Genomic DNA, 26,715 nt, shown 5'->3' with positions numbered 1-26,715 from the left:
TTAAACGCTATGGATTTATCTTCATTATTACAAGGTGCGATGGGACAACAAATTGTTGGAGCTGCTGCACAACAATTAGGAATTAACGAATCTCAGGCACAAACTGCTGTTGGTGCTGCAATTCCATTTTTATTATCTGCATTAAACAAAAATGCTCAAAGTGGTGGAGCTAATGGTATTGCTAACGCTCTAAATCAGCATGACGGTAGTATTTTAGACAATCTTTCTGGATTCTTAGGTCAAGGTGGAAATATGCAAGATGGTTTAGGAATTTTAGGACACGTTTTAGGTGGAAATCAAGAAACAGTTGCAAATAATATTGGAAAACAAACTGGATTAGATTCTGGTCAAATAATCAAAATTTTAGCATTAGTCGCGCCTATTGTTATGGGATTCTTAGGAAAACAAAAACAAGAGCAGGGATTACAATCTGATGGAATCGCTGGATTATTAGGTGGTTTAATTGGCGGAACTAATCAAGCTGCAGGTGGAATCAATTTAGGTGGTTTCGAAAAATTATTGGATCAAGATGGCGATGGTCAATTAGGTGCAAGCGATGTAATGGGATTACTAGGAGGATTCTTCAAGAAATAATTTTTTATATCATATTGATAAATGCGAGTTTGTAAAAACTCGCATTTTTTTTGTTCTATATTTTTTCAAGTTCATAATCAAAACTACTTTTTAATCTCTATTTGATAAAAATAATACTATTTTATCTTAAATATATGGTTTAAAAACAGATTAAATTCACTTTTTATTAATTTTAGCCTACACATCAAACACTAAATGAACACAGTAGATTATTGTACAGAATTTGTAGAGCAAATAGCTTTAAAAAATCCGAACGAAACAGAATTTATTCAAGCAGTATCAGAAGTTTCTGAAAATATATTACCCTTTATCGAGGATCATCCAAAGTATAAAAAATTTAAGATTTTAGAACGAATTGCTGAACCTGAAAGAGTAATACAGTTTAGAGTAACTTGGGTTGATGATGCAGGAGTTGTACAAATAAATAAAGGATATCGAGTTCAAATGAATTCAGCGATTGGTCCATACAAAGGTGGACTTCGCTTCCATCCAACTGTTAATCTATCTATTTTAAAGTTTTTGGCTTTTGAACAAGTCTTTAAAAACTCTTTAACAACATTACCAATGGGTGGTGGAAAAGGCGGATCTGATTTTGATCCAAAAGGAAAATCAGACATGGAAATTATGAGATTTTGTCAAGCTTTTATGACAGAATTAAGCAAACATATTGGTTCTGATACTGATGTTCCGGCTGGCGATATCGGAGTTGGAAGTCGTGAAATTGGCTACTTATTCGGGCAATATCGAAAATTAAGAAATGAATTTACAGGTGTTTTAACTGGTAAAGGATTAGAATTTGGAGGTTCGCTTATTAGACCAGAAGCAACAGGTTACGGTTTATTATACTTTGTAGAATGCATGCTAAATGAAAATACAGATACTTTAGTTGATAAAATCGTTGCAATATCTGGATCTGGTAATGTAGCTCAGTATGCAGCTGAAAAAGCAATAGAATTAGGTGGTAAAGTGGTAACCTTATCAGATTCTTCAGGATATATTTATGATAGTGAAGGTTTTTCTAAAGATAAATTGAAAGTGATTTTTAAGATTAAGAATGAAAATTACGAGAGAATTTCTAAATACATTGACAATTTTCCAAATGCTGAATTTTATCCAAATGAAAAACCTTGGAATGTACCTTGCGATATTGCCTTGCCTTGCGCTACGCAAAATGAATTAGACATTCAAGACGCTATTACTTTACATCATAATGGCTGTAAATTGGTTGCTGAAGGCGCCAATATGCCAACGACACCAGATGCCGTTCATTATTTCTTAGCAAATGATATATTGTATGGTCCGGGAAAAGCTACAAATGCTGGCGGAGTTGCTACATCTGGATTAGAAATGTCTCAAAATTCTATTCGCCAAAATTGGAGTCGAGAAAAAGTTGATTCCTATTTAAAAGATATTATGATTAAAATTCATGATCAATGTAAAACGTACGGATCTGAACCACATCAAAGAAACGTTAACTACTATAAAGGAGCAAACATTGCAGGATTTGTAAAAGTTGCTGATGCAATGTTGGCCCAAGGAGTATAGTTTTTTCCATATATTTAATTCTTTTATAGCCGAAATTAATTTCGGCTATTCTATTTTAACTAATTGTAAAATAACTTTTTTAGTTTAATATTTTCTTGATTTCTTTCTGAATTAAACTTGTTGATTTTCGTTTCTTAAAAATAAAAAATCCTAAAACTCCACCTATTAACAATACGGAAGTGATTAACATTATATTGATACGTTCATGTTTTTCGATTAATTTATCTGTTTCTTCTAAATTTGATTGAAACTGATAATCTATTGATTTACTAATTGATTGCAATTCGTTCTGATTTCGTTCAAAAGTAATTTTCTGGAATTTCTGATTGTATAATTTGTAATTTTCAAATTGGTTTAATGCCAAATAATTTTTAGCTTTTTCTTCAAAAATTCCTTCATTCAGCATTAAATCGCCGATTTCATTAGATAAAATTTCAGCTTCATTAAGCAATTCGAGAGCTTTTGTATAATTGCGTTCAGCAAAATAAACTTCAGCCATTCCTTTATTAGCAAACGCCAACAAACTTTTTGCATTTCCTATTTTCGCAAATTCTGATGATTTTTCAAATGCTTTTTTTGCATTATCTAAATCATTCAAAATCATATACGAATAACCAATATTATAATAAACTACACTTTGATTTGGACTTGCTTTATGCGTTAATTGATTAAAGTATGAAATGGATTGATTGAATTTATCCAAAGCCAATTCAGGATTTGATTGACTTTTATAAATTATTCCTCGAACAGCATAAATACGACCTAAAATAGAAAACTTTGCGTTGTCAGATTCCACCTTTGGAGCCAAAATTTCTGCTTCGTCTAATGTTTCTAAACTTTTACTATACAATTGCATTTGTTGATATTGAATAGCAATTTGTAACAAAACATTCGTTTTATTTTTAACATTCGTAACATACTTCAACAAACCTTTAGCTTCTAAAATAACATTCAAAGATGTTTCGTAATCACGCTTGGCTAAATATGCAGTAGAAAGCAAAATGTAAAAGTTCATTTTCTCATCTACCGAAATATTTTGTTTTATTATATCATTTGAAACTTGTATTGTAAAATCAGGATTTTTGTATAAATTTTTTTCTGCATTAGCATAAATAGAATCCATTTTATCAGAACCAAAAACAAATGATGTTGATAAGAAAAGAAACGATAAAAATATGCGACTAATTCTCTTCATTTTTGATCTGATTTAATTGTTGAATATAAACATTCGGCGACATTCCTGTAATGGATTTAAAAACAGTAGTAAATGAACTGTGAGATGAAAAACCAGAAACTTCTGCCAAATAACTCACTTTATAATTCAAAAATTCTGGATTTTCTTTCATCAAATAAGCAATATAATTTACTCTTAATTCATTAATATACGAATTGAAATTTTTGCCTTTGTATTTGTTTATTACTTCAGATAAGTACTTTGTATTAGTTTCGAATTGTCCGGCCAAAACTGCCAACGACATTTCTTTACTTAAAAATCTATTGGATTTTTCAAATTCCTGTAATTTCTCAAGAATCTCTACTTCTGTATTTTTACTAATAACCAGATTACGTTTATTCTCTTTTAATTGAATTTCGTTTTCTGTTTCAACTTCTTTAATTTGTTGAAAACTATTCATTGCCAGATCAAATTTCTGATTCTGTTTCTTAAAAAAAGCCAACTGTTTTTTTACCTCTTCGTTACGCTTGTTTTCAAAGATCAGATAAATTACTAAAGCAATCAACACAACAAATGATGCAATAACTATATAAATAGATTTACTTTTTTCTGATTCGAAAAGAAATGAATAAGAATTTTTTTCATGAGCCTCAGTAAGTTTTAACAAATAACGAATACCTTCTTTTTGATTGATGTCTAAATCTTCTTTAGAATCAGCATACAACTTATCATATTCTTTGTATTTATCTTTATTATTAATTGCTAAATAACTTTTTGCTAATCCTGAATAGATTAGGTTTTTCATACCTAAATATTCATAATTATCAATTTTTTTCAATGCTTTTTCATTTACCTCAATAGCTAATTGATAATTATTTTCTAAAAAATAAACATAAGCCAAACGATGGCTAGCTAAAGCGAAGAGAAAATTGTATTCTGGATTTGATTCTAAATCCTTCAAAATTTTTAACAACTGAGCTTTTGATTGGTCTAAATGTCCTAATTGTCTTAAAACTGAAGCTTTAAAAATTGAATTTTCAATTAAAAGAATAGTATTCTCTTTAGAGGAAAGCTTTAAACTGTCATCACTTTTATTAAAAAAATCTAATGCTTTTGTATAATCTTTTAAAACAAGATAATTAAGAGCTTGTAGTTGATACAATTTTGCGAACGTAATTAAATAATTTGCATTATCCTTTAAAGAAGGTTGTTCTTCTTTAAGCAATTGATCTATCAACTTCTGAGATTGATTGTATAATTGTAAATTTTGATATTGTTCTGCCAAGACATAATCTGAGTAGAATTTAGCAAAATCAGAGGGTGTTTTATAAGAATCTAATGTTTCTACATCTAATGAAACACGAATAGATTGAATGTATTCGCCTTTCATTGCATAAGCCTGAGAAATAATATTTTGCAATAAGTTTCTACGCTCTATATTTTGTTGGTTTAATATAATTCCCTGAGTAAAAACAATACATTCTTCCGGATTTTGATAGAGCTTCTCAATACTTTTATCAAACAAAGTAAAGAAATCATCATTTTTTTCAGCTTTTAGTAAACTTGTTAGATGCAAAAAACATAATAAAATAACGATAATCAATCGTTTAGGCATAATTCATCAAGTGTTAAATTGAATTTATTTTCTCAAATACAAAAAATCAAAATATTCATTTTCAATAACTTGACATTTTATACTTTCAAATTTCACGAATTTATAAAAACTATCTTTTCATTCAAAATATTTAATTCATTAAAATTGATAAATATTAAATACAACACTCACGAAAAATGAAAAAAATTTACGATTTATCTTTAATGACTTTAGGTTTATTGCTTCTAAGTCCAACTGTTTCAAAAGCACAATTATATATTATTGATTCAAATTTATCTCCTGCAGATGTTAATAATGATGGTGTTGTAACTGGAAGAAAATAAAACAACTTATCGTTGGTCAAATAATGATGGTTTATATCAAATCGGAACAATTGCAGAAGGTAGTACATTTATGGGAAAACCATTAGTAGGTACTGATGGAAATAGAATTGTAACATATTTATTAAACCCTGAAACAAATTTAAATGAAATAACTATTTACGATTATGTTACACATTCTAAAACTTATTTAGGTGGAATCAATGGTTTTTCAGATTTTTCTAAAAGTTCTCCTTGGGGAATGTCTGAAGACGGGACAACAATTGTTGGCTTAGGTTGGTATAACACAATGGTAGGACAAGCTATTAAATGGACTGCTGAAGATGGAATTGTAAGTTTAACAACAAATAATAATGATTCTTCAAGAGCAAATAGTATTAGTAATGACAAATCTGTAATTGCTGGTTGGCAAGATACACCTTTCGGTTTTAGACAAGGTGCTGTTTGGAAAAACGGAACTCAGATCTTATTAACCGATCAAGATGGTTTAGAAGTTAATGAAGCTGGTGAAGTTTCTGGAAATGGTGAATATGTAATTGGGCTTAGCAGTACCTATCCTTACATTTGGAACGAACAAACTGGAATTACATACATAGATCACCCGTCAGCAGGAAACTTTTTTAGAGGTGGAGCTACAGGTATTAGCTTTGATGGTAGCAAAGTTGTAGGTTATTATAGAGGTTAGCCAGGTGGAGCAGCATTTGGTGAAGGTTTTATTTGGACTCCTACTGAAGGTAGAACAGAATTAAATGCTTACGCTGATAGTTTAGGTATCGATACGCAAGGATTAACTTTATCATTGCCATTAGCTATTTCTCCGGATGGTACAAAATCGTTGGTATCGGAAGAGATGCAAACTATTCATTATATGGATTTATGCTTGATTTAACAAACTATTTAAACACAAACAATGCGACTGATTTAAAGAATAAAGTTTCTATTTATCCTAATCCGGTTGCAGATGTTTTAAATATTTCTGGAATAAAAACTGAAGCTAAAATTGAAATCACTAATATTTTAGGTCAAAAAGTTAAATCAGAAAATATTAAAAATGGAAAAGTTAATGTTCAAAATTTAAACAAAGGTACTTATGTAATTTCTATCACAGAAAATGGAAATGTAACTAACCTTAAATTTATTAAAAAGTAACATTAGATATATATGAAAAAGCTCGGTTAATAACCGAGCTTTTCTATTTGTATTTATTTTTTGTAGATCGTTGCTCCACTCGCTTGTGCTCGCGGAAAAATTGTAACATCTGCTATTTGCACATGTTTTGGAGCATTTAAAGCATAAGCAATTGCATCTGCAATATCTTCTGCAACCAGAGGTTCAAAACCTGCATACACATTATCAGATTTTTCCTGATTTCCTTTAAATCTTACCAAAGAAAATTCAGTTTCAACAGCTCCAGGAGCCACATTTGTAACTTTTACACCAAAAGGCAACAAATCAAATCGCATTCCTTTACTCAAAGATTCAACAGCCGCTTTGGACGCACAATAAGTTGCTCCGTTTGGATAAACCTCTTTACCTGCAATAGAAGAAATATTAACAATATGTCCATTTTCAGATTGTTTAATCAATGGAATAACTGCTTTAGAAACGTAAATAAGACCTTTCACATTAATATCAATCATAGCTTCCAAATCATCTAATTCGGCCGCATCAAAAGTTGCTAAACCATGTGCATTACCAGCATTGTTAATTAAAACGTCGATCGATTTCCAATGCTCTGGCAAATTTTCAATCGCATTAAAAACTGAACTCTTATCTCGCACATCAAAATTTAATGTTAAAACTTCGGTTTCTTTTGCTAGTAAATCTTTAAGTTCATCTAACCTATTTTGCCTTCTTCCACATATTATTAATCGATAATTTTTAGCTAATATTTTGGCTGTTGCCATTCCTATTCCAGACGAAGCGCCTGTAATTAAGGCTGTTCTTTTTGTATTCATTTTGTACTAAAAATTGTTTGCTTTTAAGCAACTAAGTTACAATCAAAATTAAGTTTTAAAAAATTAACAAAGTCTGTTTTAACCCATCGAGTAAACTTGCTAAAAAGAAATTAAAAAATGATTTTTGATGATCTCTTTCTACTCCTTTTATTTCTGCTTCTTTTTTATTTCCCGCTGTATTTTTACTAACCGCTACATTGGCAATAGCTGATAAAACTTTCCTTTCAGACATATCGTCTTTTAGTAAATTAAGTTTCAAATTATTGTAACTAATGTCAAATTTACCATTCGCAATGTTATCATTTCCATTGATGTTGAAATTAACCTCATCAAAATTTCCTTCCGCAGAAACTTTTAAATACGGTCGAAGAAATGGATCCATATTTTGCATTGGAAGATTTTTAATATGACCTTTTATACTAAAATTTTCAGCAGTATGCATTGGATTAAAAACCCACTTTACAAACATATTTCCACCCATAAAATTAGATTTCCAATCTAACGTTAAATCTGGTAAAGATTTCTTTTTAAATCCAGAATTTATATTCTTTCCAATCGCATTGATATTAGAAAATGTTAATTTCCCACTTCCTATACTATTTGGTCCTTCTTCAGCATATTCTAATTTTGATTGAACAATATCTAATTGTTTTATAGCCAAACCAAATTTCATTTTTCTTAGTTTTTCTGAAAACATCGATTTTCTCGAAGTATCATCTGGAGGTGTTTTACTTCTAAAAATATTCGCATCCAAACCATTTAAAGTAAATAGATTGGCATTAAGATTAAAATCTTTCTTTTCATCAATATTCCATTTTACTTGTTTTCCTGTAATTTGGTTAATTGTTAGAGTGTATAAATCCTGTTCTTTCTTTAGATTTGATACAAATGCACTACGAGAAATTTTGGGAATTAATTTAAAATTATTTACTAACAAATCACCGTTATGAAATTTAAGATCATTCGTATTTAATTGATAAATTTCATTCATCTCAAAATCTAAACCTTTCGAATGCAATAAGACGTTATCATACAAAAACGGAATCGAGTTTTTTATCGTTGTTGGATCAAACTTTATATTTTTAAAATCAAGATTAAATGTTTTTAAGGTAAGATTTGGATTTTTTCTACCGTAAGGAATCATATTTAATGTTCCGTTTTGTACAGATGTATTCTTAATTTTAATAATATCGTTAAAAGAATTTGAAGTTACAGCTTCTCGTTGAGTTACGCGTTCGGGTTGACCAAACAGAGTAAAATTCGGATTTTTAACAATTAATTGATTAGCAATTAATTCTTTAGAATAAAAATTTTTCAAACCTAAAAGCGTGATATTTACATTTTTAAAATCAAACTTTTTATTGGCAATAAATTGAGATTTTTTAACTTGGATTGTATCAACAATAAGATCAAAATTTATTAAAAATTTCTTTGCAGCTTTTTCAGCATTTTTTGCAATAGTTTTTTCGTTCTTTTGATTGATGATTTGAACTTTCACATCATCCAATTTTATCGCATTTGTTTTGAAATAAAATTGTGAATTATTAAAACCCCATTCGTTATTATTCATTTTTAAAATAGGTGCTTCAATATCCAATAAAGTATTAGATGAAGTGTAATTATTTTTAAATTGATTATTCTTAATCAAAGGTTTCATTTTGAAATCTTGTAACACTAAATTTTTAGTAGTAAAATCTAGCTTAGCAGCGCGTAAATATTGTACCTCGTTCAACTCGTAATACATCGAATCGAGTTTAATTTTGAAGGTTTTGTAATCAATAGGAATTTCAGAAGCTTTCGTAATCGAATTCATTTTAATGCCATCAATATTACAAACAACATTATTGATATAAAATTTTGGTTTAGATGCGTCTGGATACCACATTTTAACGCTTCCATTTTCAATCTCGAAACGTTTAACGTTTATCAATTCTGCATCTGATTTATTTATTTTTACATTCGATTTTTCTTGCTTATTTGCAGCTTTTGCAGCTTTTGCAGCTATGATATTTATTGTTGGATTTGAAAATTTAATTAAATCAGATTTAAAATAAAATTTATCTTGATTATCAAATCCCCAATCTGTTTTGGTTAAAACTAATTTCGGAGATTCGATATCAAAAATATCTGCATCAGTTACATTTGGCGCGTATTTAGTTCCGTCTTTTTGGATAGGTTTTAAACGATAATCATTCAAAATCAATTCTTCATCACTCCATTTCACATGGCTAGAAACCATATATTGATAATTATTCATTCTGAAAACCATTGTATCCACCTCAATTTTAAAATTGGAAAATTGAAATGGAATTTTCTTTTCGACAGTACGTTTATTGAAGTAAATTCCGTCGAAATCAATATTTATATTTTGAACTCTCGCCAATCGATCTTTTCCAGACGAAGAAAATAGATTGAAATTTCCACCTTCAATTTCTAAAGAATTTATATCTATACTTTGACCAACTTTAACTTCTGCTGTATCTTTTTTTGCTTTTACTGAAGGTTGATAATAATTAACTTCTGGCTGTTTAATTTTTATTTTAAGCGCTGCGAGTTCTTTATTTTTAAACAATTTAAAAAAATTAACCCCAACAACATCTATCTGTTTTATTTTACCAGTAACATCTATTGAATCTTTTATTGTGGTAGAATCTTTTGGAGAAACTTCAATATCATTTAACGATAATGAGCTCCTTAGAATTGAAAAATCAACCTCTTGATAGGAGAAATTATAAGGTGTATCATTTTTTTCAGCAATAATGTTTGGAAGTTGCTGATGAATTAAGATTGTTATGAAATAACTTAAAACAAAAAGTATCGCAATGACTGAAGCCAAAACGATACTTGATATTTTTATCCATTTTTTAACGATCATATTAGGTTTTTGATTGAATTATTTAAAACCTAACAAATTTTAATCCAAATATTTAAAATACTATTCGGTGATATCGTAAATTTCTTTGATGTTTTTTAAAATCGTATCAAAATCTAATTCTAAGTCGATAATTTTTCCCGAAAATAAGTCAAAAACCCAACCATGTACAACTAATCCTTTTTTTAACATCGCTCTTTGAACAAAAGGATTTTTAACAACATTAACGCATTGTTCTTGCACATTTAATTCTACCAAACGATTGTAACGCATTCCTTCATTTTCAATCGCATTCAATTCCTCTGCATGTAAACGATACACATCTCGAATACTTCTTAACCAAGGATTCATAATTCCTAAATCTTTCGGAATCATAGCAGATTTTATACCACCACAATTGTAATGCCCACAAACAATAATGTGTTTTACTTTTAGATGTTCTACCGAGTAATCTAATACCGATGTTGTGTTCATATCCAATCCTATAACCATGTTTGCTATATTTCGATGAACAAACACCTCACCTGGCTCTGCACCCAATAATTCTTCAGCTGTTACTCGGCTATCTGAACAACCTATATAAAGCACTTCTGGATTTTGACCATAAGATAATTCATCAAAATACGATGGATTTTGAGCTAAACGTTTATCAATCCAAGCTTTATTATGCTCGAAAATTTTTTCTATATTCATAAGCTAAACTACGTCTTGTACTTCTGGATGACGACCAATGTAAACACTAACATAAGAACAAAATGGTCTAACTTTCAACTCATTTTCTCGCGCATATTCAATAGCTTTTAAAACTAATTTTTCTGCTAAACCTTGTCCTCTCAGATTTGGGTTTACACCTGTATGATTAATAATCATTTCTTTATCTCTCAACAAAAAAGTTAATTCGCCAACAGCTATTTTTTGATCATCAATCAATTCGAAAACGCCATTATTTCCGTTTAATTTCAATTCAATATTCATAGTAATTATTTTATGTAGTAATTAATTGTTCAATTATCTATCCAAAAAGAATATTCAGTTATCAAATTAATAACAAATTTAGGTTTGTAATTTTTAAAAAATACTACGATTTAAAGTTAATTTTTAGAATAATTTACAATTAATTAAAAGACTGATTAACAATATGTTTATAAATCGTTATATAAATAATGTATGACAAGCAATTTTATTCGTTTGATATTTCTTACATTTGTTAGATATATTTAGGAAAATATTCTTCTCTTATGAAATTTATTGTATCAAGCAACACGCTATTAAAAAATGTTAACTTAATTGGTGGTGTTATCAACTCGAATAACACGTTACCTATCCTTGATAATTTTTTATTTGAATTAGACGGAAATCAATTAACAATTACTGGATCTGATTTAGAAACTACAATTTCAACAACTTTAGAAGTTGAATCAAATGACAGTGGAAAAATTGCAATTCCATCTAAAATCTTAACTGATACGTTAAAAACCTTCCCAGCGCAACCTTTAACTTTTATCCAAAAAGAAGGTCACACGTTAGAAATTGTGTCTGAACAAGGTAATTATCAGTTAGCATTCGAAGATGCTAATGAATATCCTCAAACTCCAGATATTGAAGATGCAAGCAATACAACTGTTGGCGCTAGCATTTTATCTGAAGCTATTGTAAAAACAATTTTTGCTACAGGAAACGATGAATTACGCCCTATTATGACAGGAGTATTCTTCCAAGCAGAACAAGATATTTTCCGTTTTGTTGCAACAGATGCGCACCGTTTAGTAAAATACACGCGTACAGGTTTAGAAAACGCGGGTACTTCTGAATATATTATGCCTAAAAAACCTTTAAACTTATTAAAGAATATTTTAGGAGGAAATAATGATGATGTAACAATCGAATACAACAAAACAAATACGCGTTTCTCTTTCCAAAACATTGTTTTAACTTGTCGTTTAATTGACGGTAAGTATCCAAACTATGAAGCGGTAATCCCAAAAGAAAATCCAAACGTATTAACAATCAACAGAAACTTATTCTTAACATCGTTAAAACGTGTGGCAATTTTCTCTAACAAAACAACAAATCAAGTTCGTTTAAAATTAATTGGAAACTCATTAACGATTTCTGCAGAAGACGTAGATTTCGCAAACAAAGCGGAAGAACGTTTACCTTGCGATTACAACGGAACAGACTTACAAATTGGTTTCAACTCACGTTTCTTAATCGAGATGTTAAACAATTTACAATCTGATGAAATTACATTAGAAATGTCTGAACCAAATCGTGCCGGAATCATCAAACCAGTTGATGGTTTAGAAGAAGGTGAAGAAATCTTAATGTTAGTTATGCCAGTAATGTTAAACGCATAATCAAACAGATAAAAATCTATTTTTCAAATAACAATGAAAATCTCATATAATTGGCTTAAAACCTACATCGATACTGAAGTTTCTTTAGATGAAATTTCAGCGGTATTAACAAATATCGGACTTGAAGTTGAAGGTGTAGAAAAAGTAGGTGGAGCTAAAGAATACTTAGAAACAGTAGTGGTTGGTAAAGTTTTAGAGACTCAACCTCATCCAAATGCTGATAAATTAAAAGTTACTAAAATTGACTTAGGTGACGGACAAGCAACACAAATTGTTTGTGGTGCTCCAAACGTTGCAGCTGGACAAACTGTTCCTGTTGCTACAATTGGAACTGTTTTCCCTGGTGATTTTAAAATAAAAAAATCTAAAATACGTGGAGAGGAATCTTTCGGTATGATCTGCTCAGAAGTTGAGTTAGGAATCGGAGAAGATAATTCAGGAATTTTAGTATTGGACGATGCTTTAACAGCAGGAACTCCATTATCAACAATTTTTGTTGAAGAAGAAGATCATTTAATTGAAATCGGATTAACGCCAAACCGTGCAGATGCAATGTCTCACTTTGGAGTAGCTCGTGATTTATATGCAGCTTTCAAAGCGCGTGAAATTAACGGATCATTTACTTCTTACAATGTAGAGGCTTACCCAACGACAGATTTTGGAGCAAATCCAATCGCTATCGAAGTTGCAGATACTGAAGCTGCGCCTCGTTACGCTGGTGTTTATTTAAAAAATGTTACGGTTAAGGAATCTCCAGATTGGTTAAAAAATAAATTACGTACAATTGGTTTATCGCCAATTAACAATATAGTAGATATTACTAACTTTATTTTACACGATTTAGGGCAACCTTTACATGCGTTTGACGCAGATAAAATCGAAGGAAATAAAGTTACAGTTAAGAAATTAGCTGAAGGAACTAAATTCACAACTTTAGACGGAGTTGAACGTTCGTTGAAAGGTCACGAATTAATGATTTGTAACGAAAATGCACCAATGTGTATAGCTGGTGTTTTCGGAGGTCAAGATTCTGGTATTACAGAAAATACTACAAACGTTTTCTTAGAATCTGCTTACTTTGAACCTGTAACAATTCGTAAAGGTGCGAAAGCTCACGGATTAAATACAGATGCTTCTTTCCGTTTCGAACGTGGAATTGATCCATCAATTACTGTTGATGCTTTGAAAAAAGCTGTGATGATGTTAGTTGAATTAGCTGATGCTGAAATTGCTTCTAACATTACAGATATTTATCCAACGCCAATCGAAAACTTTACATTCGATTTACGCTTAGCGAAAGTGAAAGAATTATTAGGTGTTGAAATTCCTGAAGCAACAATCAAAACGATTTTAGCAGCTTTAGATATTAACATCTTAAACGAAAATAACGGAACATTATCAATCGAAGTTCCTGCTTACCGTGTAGATGTACAACGTGAAGTGGATATCATCGAAGATATTTTAAGAATTTATGGATACGATAACATCGAAATTCCATCAAAATTCTCATTCTCTTACGTTCCTACAACTTCTATAGACCCTGAAAAAACAGAAGATTTTGTTGCAAGACAATTAACTGCTGCAGGTTTTAACGAAGCAATGAACAACTCTTTAACGAAAAAAGAATACGAAAATGTATTCTATTATCCAGAGGGAGAAAGCGTAGAAATGTTAAATCCACTTTCTACTGATTTAGCTGTAATGCGTCGTACATTATTAAACGGATTATTAGAAAATGTTGCGTTTAATGTAAATCGTCGTAATACAAATGTTAAGTTATTTGAATTTGGAAAAATTTACCGTAAATTAAATGAAGTTTACGAAGAACAACGTTGTTTAGGAATCGTTTTATCAGGAAACTACACATCGGAGTCTTGGACAGGTAATTTACGTAAAGCATCTTTTGCTGATTTAAAAGGTTTAGTTCAACAACTTTTTGTTCGATTAAAAATTGAAATTACAGCAGAAAAAGCAGCGCATAATGATAATTATACAGATGGTATCGAAATCTTTAATAATGAAGTTTCTTTAGGATCTATTGGAATTATCAATAAAAAATTAGCAAAGAAAATTGGAATATCACAAGAGATCTACTTTGCACAATTAAACTGGGATGCTATTTTAACATTAGCAAACGAGCAAAAATTAACGTACAAAGAAATTTCTAAATTCCCATCGTCTCGTCGTGACTTAGCTTTATTATTAGACAATACAGTGAAGTACGAAGAATTATATCTTGCAGCACGTTCAGTTAAAACGAACTTATTAAAAGATATTAATTTATTTGACGTTTACGAAGGTGATAAATTACCTGCTGGTAAAAAATCATACGCATTAAGCTTTATGATTCAAGATGAAAATAAAACATTAAGTGATCAAGAAATTGATGGCGTAATGAATAAATTAATCAAAGTTTACCAAACTCAATTCAATGCTGAATTAAGATAAAATATAAACTTATGAAATTTGTAAAAGTATTATCAGTTCTCGCTTTGTCAGGGATATTATTAACAGGTTGTACAACTTCAAAAAGTGCATCAACAGGTTATAATGTAACTACAAAAAATAAATCATCATTAACTGAAACGAAATGGAATTTAGTTGAAGATGATGAAATCGTGAAAGGATTCAACGGTGAAAATGTTCATATCACAATTACTGAAGATGGAAATTTGAATGGTTACGCAGGATGTAATCAAATATTTTCTGAAGGTTTATTAGAAGGTTCATCCATCAAATTCAATTTAATTGGAGGTACAAAAATGCTTTGTCCATCAATGAAAATAGAAGAATCTTTTACAAGCATATTAAAGTCTGTTGACCGATATGAAATTAAAGGAAACGAATTATATTTTTACAAAGGCAATATGCTTTTATTAAAGTTTATAAATTAAGAGAAGAATATATAAAAAAAGGCGAACCATTTGGTTCGCCTTTTTTGTTATGATAGATTAATGTGATTTATCCACAATAACATCGTTATCTATTTCCTCATCATCTTTCAAGAATTTTTTCGCAACTTTTCCTACTGTTAAACCTTGAACAACAATCGAAAATAATACGACAATATATGTAATTTCTAACAACAATTCTTTCCATTCGCCATTCGGTAAAGACATTACTAATGCAATAGAAACACCTCCACGAATTCCACCCCAAACCATTACTGGCAAAGAACCTTTTGAATAAGGATTTCTTCTTAATAGCGTTTTGAAAGGAATCAAAATCGATAAAAAGCGTGAAAATAACACAACGAAAATACAAGATATTCCTAATAAGATTTGATCCAATAAATCATCGATTAACAATAATTCAAATCCAATAAACAAGAATAAAATTGCATTCATAATCTCGTCAATCAATTCCCAGAATTTTCCTAAGTAATCTTGAGTTTCCTTAGACATCGCTACAGATTTACCATAATTACCAATGATTAAACCTGCAATTACCATCGCTAAAGGAGATGAAGCATGAAGTTGCTTCGCAACTAAAAATCCTCCCATTACCACAGCTAACGTCATTAAAACAGAAACTTTATAATCGTCAATCTTCTTCATTAAGTTAGAAGCTGTAATTCCTAAAACTGCACCTAAAATAATTCCTCCACCTGCTTCAATCAAAAATAGTTTAGAGATTGATCCAAACGAAGCTTCAAAATTTGGATTCGTAGCAATTTGTAAAACAACAGCAAACATTACAACAGCAACCCCATCATTAAATAAAGATTCTCCTGTGATTTTAGTTTCGATAGCTTTCGGAACTTTCGCTTGCTTTAAGATTCCTAATACAACAATAGGATCTGTAGGCGATATTAAAGTACCAAACAATAGACAGAATATGTATGGAATATTGATTCCGAATAAAGGCGCTAGATAATATAGAATACCAGAAACTATAAAAGCCGACAACACAACACTAACTGTTGCATAGGTCATGATGGCCCATTTTTGATTTTTTAGATCCCCAAACTTTACATGTAACGCTCCGGCGAATAATAAAAAATTAAGCATTGCACCCATTAAGATTTCATTGAAATCTAAATCTGTAAATAATGCATATAGTTCTTTCGTTGCATCAGGAAAAAATTGATCTCCTACAAGACGAATAACAACTGAAACTAACATTGCGATAATCATAATTCCAATCGTTCCTGGAAGTTTTAAAAATCGCAGATTAACATACGCAAAAATTGAGGCAAGCACAATTAAAGCAGAGAAAGAGTAATACAATTCCATTGGCAAAAAATAATTGATTATATAATTAATGAAGCCTAAAGATATGAAAAAAGCCACTTTACAGTGGCTTTTAACAATTATATAGATAAATAAATATTTTTATTTATAAAGAATTAGTCTTTTGGCGCTTGACCAATTAATTCCATAAACTGATCTAGTTTAGGTAAAATAATGATTTGAGTACGACGGTTTTTAGAACGTCCATCTTCAGATGCGTTAGAAGTTAAAGGATTATATTCTCCACGTCCACCAGCTGTCATACGTTTTCCATCAACACCAAATTGATTTTGTAATGCCTGTACTACAGACGATGCTCTTAAAGCAGATAAATCCCAGTTGTTACGAATGTTTGTTTTATTAATTGGAACATTATCCGTATTACCTTCGATTAATACATCGTAATCTTTATAGTCGTTTATGATTTTAGCAATTTTGCTTAAAGTTTCACCAGCAGCTGGAGAAATTTCGTAAGATCCAGATTTGTATAACATATTATCTGATAACGAAATATAAACTACTCCTTTTAAAACCTGAACATCAACATCTTTAGACTCGTCACGAGATAATGAACGAGTTAAATTATTTGTTAATACCATGTTTAAACTATCAGATTTATTTTTAGTATTAACTAAGTGCTTGATGTATTTATTAGATTCGTTAATTTCTTTTACTAATTCAGCAACGTTTTTGTTACCACCTTCAATACAGTTAGATAAAGCTTTTTGTAACTCACGTACTTGTGCGCGTTCGCTAGATACTGTGTTTTCGAATTGATTATTTGAGCTTTCGAAATTAGCTAATTTAGATTTAGCAACCGCTAACTCAGTTTGACAACCTTGGTTTTCTGAATAAACAGAATTAAAACGATCAGATAACTCGTCATACTTTTTCTGACTCACACAACTAAATAAAGTTGTTCCAGCGATTAACACTAATGGGAAAATTGAAAATTTCATAAATATTCTAATATTTAATTAATACGAATTTATAACATTATCACAATTACACAACAATATCATTATATTAATCAATAATATAAGTTTGTAGTATAATTTTATATGTGATACTAATTAGTAAAATTACATCATAGCTTATTATTAATTTGATATTACTAAAGCTAATATATAACAAAAAGCTCTCCAAAACATGTTATTGGAGAGCTTTTTTATTAACAATTATTTTTATCGTGTATCTAACCTTGTGGAATGTATAACACTTGTCCTGGATAAATTTTATCAGGATCAGATAACATTGGCTTATTTGCATCAAAAATAACTGGATATTTCATTGGATCGCCATATACTTCTTTTGCAATTTTTGATAAAGAATCTCCACTTTTCACAGTGTACATCGTTGCTGCAATATCTGGAATTTCAATTTTTAATGGTGTTTTTAAAGTTAATTGATCCTCTACATTTTCAACTCCATCAACATTTCCTGCAGTAGCTAATATCTTTTGTTTTTCGTCAATATTCAATGCTTGCCCAGAAACTACGATAGTTTCTCCATTTGCAGAAAAAGTTACGTTAGATAAATCAAAATTAAATTTAGCTACATGGTCTTTTACTTTCGCTGCTTTTTCTTCAGGTGTATCTGCACCTCCAAAAATTTTTTCCCCTGCGTTTTTAATAAAAGAGAATAATCCCATAGTTTTATTTTTTTAGTTAATATGTAATTAAATATTGGTCAATATAAATATAGGTTTTTTTTCTAATAATTAACGCTGAATTGATTCAAATTTTGTTTTTAAGTTATCTATTGCAATACGTTGCGTCTGTAATTGCGATGTTACCACATCAATTTGGTCATCTAAAACATTGTTATTTTCTTCGGCCATCATCACTTTTCCAGTTAAAATTTGAATTTTTTCATCCAGTGATTTAAATCGATTCACCTCTTTAGTTTTTTTCTTCATCAAAACATCAATTTGTTTATCTTCTGAAGCACGTTCAAGCTGATTTTCTAACAAGTCTAATTTATCACCAATTAAAGTTCGCTTATTTTCTAATTTCAACAATTCATTATTCGATTTTAAATACGATTTGATTGAAGTTCCTTTCTTTGTTTGTAATTCTACATTTTGTTTACTCAATTTAATCATCGACTCATTTGCAATTCGCAAATTATTACGAACACATGCGCGTCTTGATTGGTAAGACAAATCTCTTAACTTTTCGTAGATTTCATTAAAATCAGGATTATTTTCAGAAAAATACATTCCGTTTTGATCTTGTAACGTATTAATCAAAGTTAATTTCGTTGGCGAATCTTCTACAATGCTTAAAATAATCTTATAACTATCTTTAGAATTTTTAAACTGAAGATTATTGGCCTCATTTTTCTTCAAGATACTAAACGAACCCGCTTTATTCAATACCCAATTTTGCCACGTATTATGTACAGTTGTTTGCGAACAATTTTCTACCGAATATGCGTACGAATTCATTTGTCTTCCATTCATTTCATATTCCACAGCAAACAAACCTTCGTTTTCTTGTGCAAAATTAACTCCTGTAAATAATAGCGAAACTGCTAAAACTAAATATTTCATTGACTTAAATCTTGATGTATGATTCTTATTTCGAAAAACAATTTACTCAAATTTCATACAATGTTAATATTGTTGTACAGATTTTTTTTAATATTTACTTTTATACATATTTATAAACTACATGCAAACAAAAATTTTATTAGTATATACGGGTGGAACTATTGGAATGGCAAAGGATTATGGTGATCAATCATTAAAACCATTCAATTTTGATAATTTATTAAAACAGATTCCTGAATTGTCTTTAATCGATTGTAAAATCGAATACCATAGTTTTGAAACTCCGATTGATTCTTCTGATATGAAACCTGAATATTGGATAGAAATTGCTAATACAATTGAGGATAAATATGAAGAATATGATGGTTTTGTGGTTTTACATGGAACCGATACAATGGCTTATACAGCATCTGCGTTAAGTTTTATGGTTGAAAATTTAGAAAAACCTATCATTTTCACTGGTTCACAACTTCCAATAGGTGATTTACGAACGGATGCGAAAGAAAATTTGATTACATCAATTCAATTAGCTGCAATTCAGAAAAACGGAAAACCAATTGTACAGGAAGTCTGTATTTACTTTGAATATAAATTGTTTAGAGCCAATCGCGCTACTAAAATTAATGCTGAAAACTTTGATGCTTTCGAATCTCCGAATTATCCGATTATTGGAGTTTCTGGTGTGCATTTAGAAATTAAAGAGAATTTACTTTTAGATAAAAAAGTTTCAGGTAAATTATCCTTCAATAAAAATCTTTGTGCTGATGTTGGTGTTTTAAAAATATTCCCAGGAATGAATCGTTGTTTTATCGAAAGTGTTTTAAACGCACCGTGTACAAAAGCTTTTATTATTGAGGCCTTCGGAACAGGAAATATTTTTACAGATCAATGGTTTATAGATTTATTAAAAGAAAAAGTTGATAGTGGAATTCATTTAATTATTAACACACAATGTTCTGGCGGAATGGTAGAAATTGGCCGTTATGCGACAAGTGATGCATTATTAGAAATGGGTGCGATTTCTAGTTTCGACTTAACAATGGAAGCAGCAATTACAAAAGCAATTTATTTACTTGGACAAAATTTATCAAAAGAAGAGTTCAGAACACAATACGAAGCAAATTTAAAAGGTGAATTAAGACATCACTTTTATAATTAAATAAAAAGAGCTTATCAAAATGATAAGCTCTTTTTATTTCAATTTATATCATTCAATCAAATAAGATTCGTGATATTTTTAGTAAAATTCCAATCGCTAAAAACGTTTATACTTCTACTCATTTCGTTCAAAAAATCTTAAATTTGGTTTATGCTAATTAACGCACACACACATCACATTTCCCAAAATCCATTAATCGTTAGGGACATCTACAATCAATATCCTTGGAATTTTGTTGCAAACGAAGCGTATTATTCCATCGGAATTCATCCTATACTTATTAATGAATCAAATATTGAGAGAGATTTATTAACAATAGAAAAACATCTATCAAACGAAAAATGTTTAGCAATTGGAGAAATTGGTTTAGATAAAATCACACCTATTAATTTTGATTTACAAATCAGTGTTTTTAAAGCACAACTTAAAATTGCAGAACTACATCAAATCCCTGTTATAATACACTGTGTGCGTGCTTATCAAGAAATATTATCTATACGAAAAGAACTAAAACTTAGTATTCCTTTTATTTTCCATGGATTTAATAAAAACGAACATTTAGCACAACAAATTATAAGTAATAATTGTTTACTTTCATTTGGAAAAAATTTGCTTCAAAACCCAAACTTACAAACTATATTTGCAAACCTTTCGGATGAAAATTTCTTTTTAGAAAATGATGATAGTCAAATTTCTATTGAAGAAATCTACTCGAAAGCTGCTGAAATTAGAAATACTTCTGTAGATAATATTGAAAATATTATTCAGGAAAATTTCAAACGAATTTTCAATAAATAGTAAAAAAATAAATTAATCATATGGCAATTTGGCAAGAAAGAGCTGAGTTATTATTTAAAGAAGAAGGTTTAAAAAACCTTAAAAATTCTAACGTATTAGTTGTAGGTTTAGGAGGTGTTGGATCTTTTGCAGCAGAATTTATCGCTCGTGCTGGTGTTGGTAAAATGACTATTGTAGATGGTGATACTGTTGATATTACAAATATTAACCGACAATTACCTGCATTACATTCTACCGTTGGAATGAATAAAGTTGATGTTGTTGGTGATCGTTTAATGGATATTAATCCTGAATTAGAACTTACACGTATCAACGAATTTTTGTCGCCTGAACGTACACACGAAATCGTAACAGAAGATTTTGATTATGTGATGGATTGTATTGATTCTGTTACACCTAAATTAAATTTAATTATTGCTGCGAAACGCAAAAAGATTAAAGTTGTGAGTAACATGGGTGCAGGTGGAAAATTTTTAGCAAGTAAAGTACAAGTAAAAGATATTAGTAAAACTGATGTTTGTCCATTAGCTAAGAATGTTCGTAAAAGATTAAAAAAAGCTGGAATATCAAAAGGTGTAAAAGCAGTTTTTTCTACTGAAGTTCCTGATGAAAGTTCTGTAAAATTAACTGACGGAACAAACTTTAAAAAATCTTTTTATGGTACTAACAGCTGGATGCCTGCTTTATTTGGTTTACATGCTGCAGAAACTGTAATCAAACATTTAATAAAAAAGAACAAGTAATATCTGTATTTTACAATGGTTTTATTATTTTAGAGACCTTAAAAAAAAATCATAACACATTAAGAAATGAATATCAACTACGATTATATCACGTACAATGATGTCTTACGCGCTCGTCGTGAGATGTATGAAAGAGCATACGAAAAACACGCTACGAATTCTATTTTAAATTCAGCACGTGATTTGTTTAGTCAAGGAGCATTCGATATGTGTATTAGTATTTGTCAAGGATTATTAGATTCTAAAGATCCTAAACAATTATACGACGCAAAAAAATTAATTGCTTTATCTTATTACAGCAAACAAGATCATGCGAATGCAGATGAAGCTTTTTATGATTTAACTCAAAATTCTACAAATTCTGATGATTATTTTAACGCTGTTATTTCATCAGCTTTAAATAAAAATTTCGAACGTAGTAAAGCTCTTTTTGAGGTTGCTCTAGAAAAATATACGCACCACGGAACGCAAAAAAATATGCCTTCTGTACAATTAATTCTTCATTACATGATTACATTAATTACTGTTGAAGAATTTGAGTTAGCAAAAGAGCAGTTTCATTTATTAAAAGAAATTTACATCAAAGTTAAAAACACTGACGAAAAATTTCTACGCTCTCGTGCATTAGAACCGATCGAAAAATTCTTGGAACTTTCAACTCCAATTTTAAAGTTATTTACGGAAGATGAATTGGAAGTTATTTACGACGCTTTACATTCAAATATTGACGAAGCGGGACAAGAAAAAGTTTCAGATTACTTTAATTCAATCGTAAAATAAGATTTACATCTTCATTTAAAATATACCAAGCACGCTATTTAGCGTGCTTTTCTTTTTTAGATAATTATAACATTTTTTGTTATTAATTAAGATTTAACGGAATAATTAATGTTTTTATTTAACTGTACAAACTAAAAAAAGAAAACAGATGAAAACATTAATTAAAAACACAGCATTTGCCTTTGCAGGTATTATTTCATTCTCATTTACTACCATAGATGATAAAGATCCAAAAATTGTTATTGTAGATATTGTTGATAACATCGAAACTACAAACAATCAAAATTTAACTTCAACCTTCAAACAATCACTTGATACAATAAATCAAGCGGATGATATTAAAATTTTGGATTGGAAAGAAATTGCAAATGGTTTAGATGATACAAAAAAACAAGTATTATTAGATAGTATTCAACCTGATGTTGTATTAACTCTAAATTTTAAAAATTCTGAAAAAGGAAATAACGCAGTAACCGCAGTTGTTTTTAAAGGAAATAAACATTTTGATGAATCTTTAAGCACAGCTCGTGATTTAACAAATTCTTTTGATGAAAAAGTTATTAAAAACGAAGGTGTTTTTCAGGCTGAGTCAAAATATATCCAAGACAATGCTACACCAGCGATATTTTTAAGTGTGGAGACTTTAAACGATCAACCTTCAAATTCAGAAATTGTATCTACACTTACTGATTTTATTAAAAATGTAAAATCAGAAAATGAAGATCCAAACGAAATTATCAAAAACGATAGTATCCAAAGTGATATAAAAATAGAATAATGTGATTTTTAAAATTCTTTTAATTTACTAGGAAGTAGTACTCAAAATACGAGTACTACTTTTTTATTACTTTAAATTATTTAAATTTGTTTCTAAAGCAAAAATCAATGTCAAAACAAGGATATATCGCTCGTTACTTTAATATTGTTAGAAAATTATCTCAACAAAAGTATTGTTCTTTCGAGGAATTAGAATCTTTTTTAGAAGATCAGTTCGAAATGATGAAAGTTTACGATGATACTTTAGAGTTTAATTTTTCTAAAAGAACGTTGCAACGAGATATCCGAGAAATTAGGACAATCTTAGGAATTGATATTGTTTATAGCAGATCAAACAAAGGTTATCATATAGAACAAGATGATTATTCTTCTGATTTATTCCTGAAAACTATTGAAGAAATAAATAGTTTTTCAGCTTTAAAACTAACTAATTCTTTAGACAATGTTGTTTATTTAGAGAAACGACAACCAAAACGTGCCGAATATTTACCCGATATTATTCAAGCCATTCAGAAAAAACGAAAATTAGAATTCAATTATTTAAAATTCGGAGAAACTGAAGAAACTTCACGCAAATTAAATCCAATCGCAATTAAAGAATTCAATAACCGTTGGTATTTGATTGCTGAAGAAAACGATTTAATTAAAAATTTTGGAATTGAAAGAATGTCGAAAGTTTTGATTTCAAATGAAAAAATTGGGAAGAAAATCAATTTTGATTATGATGAAAAATACCAACATTGCTTTGGAATTATCGCACCTAATACAGAAGAACCTTTTGATGTTGAATTAGAAGTAGATTTAAGACAAAGTGCTTATCTTGAGACTTTGCCATTACACAGTTCTCAAAAGGTTTTAAAAAAATCTGCTGATAAAATGGTGTTTGGACTAAAAGTGTACATCACAACCGATTTTATCAGCGAAATATTATCTATGGGTAAGTTTGTAAAAGTAATAGAACCTCAGATTTTAAAAGATCGTATCAAGGAACATCTTTCAGTTATGAATGATTATTATAATTAATTATCGTTCAAAATCTAATTTATACATAGGATCTAAAACCAACTTTGCATCAAATTTTTCGTTGGTATTTACATCTACAAAACCTTTTATTTTTACTGTTTTTTGTTTCGTTAATAATTGATGAATTTGGTTATCTGTTAATTTTTTTCCACCAATTTCAAACGGAATCATAAAACCACATGCCTTAAAGTTTGCACAACCATAGGCAGTTTTACCTTTCACAATTTTGTGCTCCTTACATTTCGGACAAGTAGAATCTTCAATCAAAATTTTCTCTTTTTCCTTTTTAGGCTTAGATTGTTTTTCCTCTACATTTTTCGTTGTATGAGAAGCGATTGGACGAAAATAACTTTTCTTAACAGAATTTGTCAATTCGGTTACCATTGAAATTAGTTCTTGTTTAAAAGTTTCTAATTCGTATTCACCTTTTTCCATCAAACGAAGTTTACGTTCCCAAACTCCAGTTAATTCAGGTGACTTTAATAATTCATCCTGAATTGTATCAATCAAATCAATACCCGTTTGTGTCGCAATTATATTACGTTTTTTCTTTTCGATGTACTTACGTTTAAATAACGTTTCAATAATATTGGCACGCGTAGAAGGTCGACCAATTCCGTTGTCTTTCATCAACTCTCGCATTTCTTCATCATCAACTTGTCGGCCAGCAGTTTCCATAGCTCGTAACAAGGTTGCTTCTGAATAAAATTTTGGTGGCGTTGTTTTTCCTTTATGTATAAACGGTTCGTGAGGACCTTTTTCACCAATATTAAAAATTGGCATGATCTTCTCCTCGTCATCTTTTTTATCTTCCTGTTTATCTTTCACATAAACTTCTCTCCAACCCATTTCAAGAATTTGTTTTCCTGATGCTTTAAAGTTGATTGAAGTTAAATCGCCATCTTTTCCCGTATTTTCTACTTTACCTTCAACATTTGTATTGGCAACTTTACATTCTGGATAAAACACAGCAATAAAACGACGAGCAACCAAATCATAAATACGCTTTTCATCTAAATTTAATCCTTGTGGAAAAATTTCTGTCGGAATAATTGCGTGGTGATCGGTTACTTTTGTATCATCAAAAACAGCTTTAGATTTTGCTATAGGCTTTTGTAACAAAGGTTCTACCAAAGGTTGATAAGCAACTAATTTCTGTAAAATACCTGAAACTTTAGGGTAAATATCTTCTGATAAATACGTTGTATCTACACGAGGATAGGTAACAAACTTTTTTTCGTATAAACTTTGTATATACTTTAATGTATTCTCTGCAGAATAAGCATATTTTTTATTAGCTTCTACTTGTAAAGAAGTTAAATCAAATAAGCGTGGATTTTTTTCTTTTCCTTCTTTAACTTCGAAGTTGATAATCTCAAATTCTCTATTATTTATAAAAGCTAAGCCATTTTTTGCTTTATCCTCTGATTTTAATCGTGGAATATCAGCCGTAAATTCTACCGTTTTATAAATCGTTTTTAATTCCCAATATTCTTCTGAATTAAATGCATCAATTTCTTTTTGACGCTTTACAATCATCGCTAAAGTTGGGGTTTGTACACGACCAATAGACAAAACAGTTTTTGGTGGTGCAAATTTTTTAGTAAACAAACGTGTAGCGTTCATCCCTAATAACCAATCACCAATAGCGCGTGCTTGCCCTGCAGCAAAAAGGTTTTCATATTGCGAACCTAATCTTAGATTGGCAAAACCTTCTTTAATAGCTTCTTCTGTTAAAGACGAAATCCACAATCGGCGCAATGGTGCTTTACTTTTAGCTTTTAATAAAACCCAACGTTGTATTAATTCTCCTTCTTGTCCAGCATCGCCACAGTTAATAACTTCTTCCACTTCAGTATTTGTTACTAAATTCTGAATGATCTTGAATTGTTTTTTAACTCCAGCATTATCAATAACTTTAATTCCGAATGAAGGTGGAATCATGGGTAAATAATTTAAATCCCAACTTTTCCACTCTGGTGCATAATCCTGAGGTTCTTTTAAAGTACATAAATGTCCAAAAGTCCATGTTACTTGATACCCGTTACCTTCATAGTAACCATCTTTTTTTTGATGAGCACCTATTACTTTAGCGATGTCTTTAGCAACGCTTGGTTTCTCTGCAATACAAACTTTCATGGGATTAAATTTAAAGAAGTACAAAAATCTTGATAAAATATTTAATTATAAAATATTTTTTAAAAACTAACATTT

Annotated in this window: 25 protein-coding genes; 14 read left to right on the top strand and 11 right to left on the bottom strand. The window is 29.8% G+C overall.

The features are described 5' to 3' along the window. Positions 1-9 precede the first annotated feature (9 nt). Both J9309_RS07765 and gdhA read left to right on the top strand, forming a co-directional pair. Positions 10-594 carry a DUF937 domain-containing protein gene (locus J9309_RS07765; RefSeq protein WP_230475332.1) on the top strand — a complete coding sequence of 195 codons (585 nt, stop codon included), beginning with the start codon at positions 10-12 and terminating at the stop codon, positions 592-594. A gap of 195 nt (positions 595-789) precedes the next feature. Continuing rightward, on the top strand, positions 790-2,139 hold the full coding sequence (gene gdhA, locus J9309_RS07760; RefSeq protein ID WP_230475331.1) for an NADP-specific glutamate dehydrogenase: 1,350 nt from the start codon (positions 790-792) through the stop codon (positions 2,137-2,139). A 79-nt stretch (positions 2,140-2,218) separates the two neighbouring features. Here the strand turns inward: gdhA and J9309_RS07755 are convergent, their stop codons facing one another. Together J9309_RS07755 and J9309_RS07750 are read right to left on the bottom strand one after the other, a co-directional pair. Next, positions 2,219-3,334, bottom strand: coding sequence for a tetratricopeptide repeat protein (locus tag J9309_RS07755; protein ID WP_230475330.1), 1,116 nt, complete (start codon positions 3,332-3,334; stop codon positions 2,219-2,221). After that, positions 3,321-4,928, bottom strand: coding sequence for a helix-turn-helix domain-containing protein (locus J9309_RS07750; protein ID WP_230475329.1), 1,608 nt, complete (start codon positions 4,926-4,928; stop codon positions 3,321-3,323). Before J9309_RS07750 ends, J9309_RS07755 begins: the two co-directional genes overlap by 14 nt. A gap of 176 nt (positions 4,929-5,104) precedes the next feature. Here J9309_RS07750 and J9309_RS07745 point away from each other — a divergent pair, with 176 nt between their 5' ends. The 3 genes from J9309_RS07745 to J9309_RS07735 all read left to right on the top strand — a co-directional run bounded on the left by J9309_RS07745 (position 5,105) and on the right by J9309_RS07735 (position 6,397). Then, positions 5,105-5,251 (top strand): hypothetical protein, encoded by a 147-nt coding sequence (locus tag J9309_RS07745; protein WP_230475328.1) that lies wholly within the window; start codon positions 5,105-5,107, stop codon positions 5,249-5,251. A 70-nt stretch (positions 5,252-5,321) separates the two neighbouring features. Continuing rightward, the gene (locus J9309_RS07740; RefSeq protein ID WP_230475327.1) at positions 5,322-5,933 is read left to right on the top strand and encodes a hypothetical protein; all 612 of its coding nucleotides are present in this window, start codon (positions 5,322-5,324) and stop codon (positions 5,931-5,933) included. Between the two features lie 191 nt (positions 5,934-6,124). Further along, positions 6,125-6,397 (top strand): T9SS type A sorting domain-containing protein, encoded by a 273-nt coding sequence (locus J9309_RS07735; RefSeq protein WP_230475326.1) that lies wholly within the window; start codon positions 6,125-6,127, stop codon positions 6,395-6,397. A 53-nt stretch (positions 6,398-6,450) separates the two neighbouring features. Here J9309_RS07735 and J9309_RS07730 read toward each other — a convergent pair whose 3' ends face one another. Genes J9309_RS07730 through J9309_RS07715 form a run of 4 tightly spaced genes read right to left on the bottom strand, consistent with a single transcriptional unit; the run spans position 6,451 to position 11,053 of the window. Next, positions 6,451-7,206, bottom strand: coding sequence for an SDR family NAD(P)-dependent oxidoreductase (locus J9309_RS07730; protein ID WP_230475325.1), 756 nt, complete (start codon positions 7,204-7,206; stop codon positions 6,451-6,453). A gap of 55 nt (positions 7,207-7,261) precedes the next feature. Beyond that, positions 7,262-10,081 (bottom strand): AsmA family protein, encoded by a 2,820-nt coding sequence (locus J9309_RS07725; protein ID WP_230475324.1) that lies wholly within the window; start codon positions 10,079-10,081, stop codon positions 7,262-7,264. Positions 10,082-10,141: 60 nt separating this feature from the next. Next, positions 10,142-10,771: a carbonic anhydrase gene (locus J9309_RS07720; protein WP_230475323.1), complete on the bottom strand. Its 630-nt coding sequence runs from the start codon at positions 10,769-10,771 to the stop codon at positions 10,142-10,144. Positions 10,772-10,774: 3 nt separating this feature from the next. Continuing rightward, a complete protein-coding gene (locus J9309_RS07715; RefSeq protein ID WP_230475322.1) occupies positions 10,775-11,053 on the bottom strand; it encodes a GNAT family N-acetyltransferase in 279 nt (92 codons plus the stop codon). A gap of 263 nt (positions 11,054-11,316) precedes the next feature. Here J9309_RS07715 and dnaN point away from each other — a divergent pair, with 263 nt between their 5' ends. The 3 genes from dnaN to J9309_RS07700 are packed head-to-tail and all read left to right on the top strand — an operon-like array spanning position 11,317 to position 15,329. After that, the gene (gene dnaN / locus J9309_RS07710) at positions 11,317-12,435 is read left to right on the top strand and encodes a DNA polymerase III subunit beta (RefSeq protein WP_230475321.1); all 1,119 of its coding nucleotides are present in this window, start codon (positions 11,317-11,319) and stop codon (positions 12,433-12,435) included. A gap of 33 nt (positions 12,436-12,468) precedes the next feature. Then, positions 12,469-14,883, top strand: coding sequence for a phenylalanine--tRNA ligase subunit beta (pheT, locus tag J9309_RS07705; protein ID WP_230475320.1), 2,415 nt, complete (start codon positions 12,469-12,471; stop codon positions 14,881-14,883). An 11-nt stretch (positions 14,884-14,894) separates the two neighbouring features. After that, the gene (locus tag J9309_RS07700) at positions 14,895-15,329 is read left to right on the top strand and encodes an META domain-containing protein (protein ID WP_230475319.1); all 435 of its coding nucleotides are present in this window, start codon (positions 14,895-14,897) and stop codon (positions 15,327-15,329) included. A gap of 57 nt (positions 15,330-15,386) precedes the next feature. On the opposite strand, the gene J9309_RS07695 is transcribed toward J9309_RS07700, so the two are convergent. From J9309_RS07695 to J9309_RS07680, 4 genes are all read right to left on the bottom strand, one after another. Next, positions 15,387-16,670 (bottom strand): cation:proton antiporter, encoded by a 1,284-nt coding sequence (locus tag J9309_RS07695; RefSeq protein WP_230475318.1) that lies wholly within the window; start codon positions 16,668-16,670, stop codon positions 15,387-15,389. Between the two features lie 113 nt (positions 16,671-16,783). Next, positions 16,784-17,626, bottom strand: coding sequence for an OmpA/MotB family protein (locus J9309_RS07690; protein WP_230475317.1), 843 nt, complete (start codon positions 17,624-17,626; stop codon positions 16,784-16,786). A gap of 236 nt (positions 17,627-17,862) precedes the next feature. Continuing rightward, positions 17,863-18,318: a peptidoglycan-binding protein LysM gene (gene lysM / locus J9309_RS07685; protein ID WP_230475316.1), complete on the bottom strand. Its 456-nt coding sequence runs from the start codon at positions 18,316-18,318 to the stop codon at positions 17,863-17,865. A gap of 69 nt (positions 18,319-18,387) precedes the next feature. Beyond that, complete coding sequence (locus J9309_RS07680) at positions 18,388-19,221, bottom strand: hypothetical protein (RefSeq protein ID WP_230475315.1); 834 nt, start codon at positions 19,219-19,221, stop codon at positions 18,388-18,390. Between the two features lie 121 nt (positions 19,222-19,342). Between J9309_RS07680 and J9309_RS07675 the strand changes: the two genes are divergently transcribed. The 6 genes from J9309_RS07675 to J9309_RS07650 all read left to right on the top strand — a co-directional run bounded on the left by J9309_RS07675 (position 19,343) and on the right by J9309_RS07650 (position 24,501). Then, positions 19,343-20,380: an asparaginase gene (locus J9309_RS07675; RefSeq protein ID WP_230475314.1), complete on the top strand. Its 1,038-nt coding sequence runs from the start codon at positions 19,343-19,345 to the stop codon at positions 20,378-20,380. 150 nt (positions 20,381-20,530) lie between these two features. Then, positions 20,531-21,178: a TatD family hydrolase gene (locus J9309_RS07670; RefSeq protein WP_230475313.1), complete on the top strand. Its 648-nt coding sequence runs from the start codon at positions 20,531-20,533 to the stop codon at positions 21,176-21,178. Positions 21,179-21,198: 20 nt separating this feature from the next. After that, positions 21,199-21,921 (top strand): tRNA threonylcarbamoyladenosine dehydratase, encoded by a 723-nt coding sequence (locus J9309_RS07665; protein ID WP_230475312.1) that lies wholly within the window; start codon positions 21,199-21,201, stop codon positions 21,919-21,921. A gap of 66 nt (positions 21,922-21,987) precedes the next feature. Continuing rightward, complete coding sequence (locus J9309_RS07660) at positions 21,988-22,701, top strand: hypothetical protein (RefSeq protein WP_230475311.1); 714 nt, start codon at positions 21,988-21,990, stop codon at positions 22,699-22,701. Positions 22,702-22,849: 148 nt separating this feature from the next. Then, complete coding sequence (locus J9309_RS07655; RefSeq protein ID WP_230475310.1) at positions 22,850-23,479, top strand: hypothetical protein; 630 nt, start codon at positions 22,850-22,852, stop codon at positions 23,477-23,479. A gap of 107 nt (positions 23,480-23,586) precedes the next feature. Beyond that, complete coding sequence (locus J9309_RS07650; protein ID WP_230475309.1) at positions 23,587-24,501, top strand: helix-turn-helix transcriptional regulator; 915 nt, start codon at positions 23,587-23,589, stop codon at positions 24,499-24,501. Here J9309_RS07650 and J9309_RS07645 read toward each other — a convergent pair whose 3' ends face one another. After that, a complete protein-coding gene (locus tag J9309_RS07645; protein ID WP_230475308.1) occupies positions 24,502-26,640 on the bottom strand; it encodes a type IA DNA topoisomerase in 2,139 nt (712 codons plus the stop codon). Positions 26,641-26,715 lie beyond the last annotated feature (75 nt).

It is taken from the genome of Faecalibacter bovis (assembly GCF_017948305.1).
GTDB classification, from domain to species: domain Bacteria; phylum Bacteroidota; class Bacteroidia; order Flavobacteriales; family Weeksellaceae; genus Empedobacter; species Empedobacter bovis.
Note: the sequence above shows the minus strand (reverse complement) of the source record. Positions and strands in the feature narration are given on the sequence as shown.

Bases quoted from the DNA above. Each gene is read 5' to 3' on its own strand.
- J9309_RS07675 (WP_230475314.1), top strand. From the start codon at position 19,343: ATGCAAACAAAAATTTTATTAGTATATACGGGTGGAACTATTGGAATG.
- J9309_RS07700 (WP_230475319.1), top strand. From the start codon at position 14,895: ATGAAATTTGTAAAAGTATTATCAGTTCTCGCTTTGTCAGGGATATTA.
- J9309_RS07645 (WP_230475308.1), bottom strand. From the start codon at position 26,640: ATGAAAGTTTGTATTGCAGAGAAACCAAGCGTTGCTAAAGACATCGCT.
- J9309_RS07695 (WP_230475318.1), bottom strand. From the start codon at position 16,670: ATGGAATTGTATTACTCTTTCTCTGCTTTAATTGTGCTTGCCTCAATT.
- J9309_RS07670 (WP_230475313.1), top strand. From the start codon at position 20,531: ATGCTAATTAACGCACACACACATCACATTTCCCAAAATCCATTAATC.
- J9309_RS07745 (WP_230475328.1), top strand. From the start codon at position 5,105: ATGAAAAAAATTTACGATTTATCTTTAATGACTTTAGGTTTATTGCTT.
- J9309_RS07730 (WP_230475325.1), bottom strand. From the start codon at position 7,206: ATGAATACAAAAAGAACAGCCTTAATTACAGGCGCTTCGTCTGGAATA.
- J9309_RS07755 (WP_230475330.1), bottom strand. From the start codon at position 3,334: ATGAAGAGAATTAGTCGCATATTTTTATCGTTTCTTTTCTTATCAACA.
- lysM (WP_230475316.1), bottom strand. From the start codon at position 18,318: ATGGGATTATTCTCTTTTATTAAAAACGCAGGGGAAAAAATTTTTGGA.
- J9309_RS07680 (WP_230475315.1), bottom strand. From the start codon at position 19,221: ATGAAATATTTAGTTTTAGCAGTTTCGCTATTATTTACAGGAGTTAAT.
- J9309_RS07765 (WP_230475332.1), top strand. From the start codon at position 10: ATGGATTTATCTTCATTATTACAAGGTGCGATGGGACAACAAATTGTT.
- J9309_RS07720 (WP_230475323.1), bottom strand. From the start codon at position 10,771: ATGAATATAGAAAAAATTTTCGAGCATAATAAAGCTTGGATTGATAAA.
- J9309_RS07655 (WP_230475310.1), top strand. From the start codon at position 22,850: ATGAAAACATTAATTAAAAACACAGCATTTGCCTTTGCAGGTATTATT.
- pheT (WP_230475320.1), top strand. From the start codon at position 12,469: ATGAAAATCTCATATAATTGGCTTAAAACCTACATCGATACTGAAGTT.
- J9309_RS07735 (WP_230475326.1), top strand. From the start codon at position 6,125: ATGCTTGATTTAACAAACTATTTAAACACAAACAATGCGACTGATTTA.
- J9309_RS07650 (WP_230475309.1), top strand. From the start codon at position 23,587: ATGTCAAAACAAGGATATATCGCTCGTTACTTTAATATTGTTAGAAAA.
- gdhA (WP_230475331.1), top strand. From the start codon at position 790: ATGAACACAGTAGATTATTGTACAGAATTTGTAGAGCAAATAGCTTTA.
- J9309_RS07715 (WP_230475322.1), bottom strand. From the start codon at position 11,053: ATGAATATTGAATTGAAATTAAACGGAAATAATGGCGTTTTCGAATTG.
- J9309_RS07665 (WP_230475312.1), top strand. From the start codon at position 21,199: ATGGCAATTTGGCAAGAAAGAGCTGAGTTATTATTTAAAGAAGAAGGT.
- dnaN (WP_230475321.1), top strand. From the start codon at position 11,317: ATGAAATTTATTGTATCAAGCAACACGCTATTAAAAAATGTTAACTTA.
- J9309_RS07750 (WP_230475329.1), bottom strand. From the start codon at position 4,928: ATGCCTAAACGATTGATTATCGTTATTTTATTATGTTTTTTGCATCTA.
- J9309_RS07725 (WP_230475324.1), bottom strand. From the start codon at position 10,081: ATGATCGTTAAAAAATGGATAAAAATATCAAGTATCGTTTTGGCTTCA.
- J9309_RS07660 (WP_230475311.1), top strand. From the start codon at position 21,988: ATGAATATCAACTACGATTATATCACGTACAATGATGTCTTACGCGCT.
- J9309_RS07690 (WP_230475317.1), bottom strand. From the start codon at position 17,626: ATGAAATTTTCAATTTTCCCATTAGTGTTAATCGCTGGAACAACTTTA.
- J9309_RS07740 (WP_230475327.1), top strand. From the start codon at position 5,322: ATGGGAAAACCATTAGTAGGTACTGATGGAAATAGAATTGTAACATAT.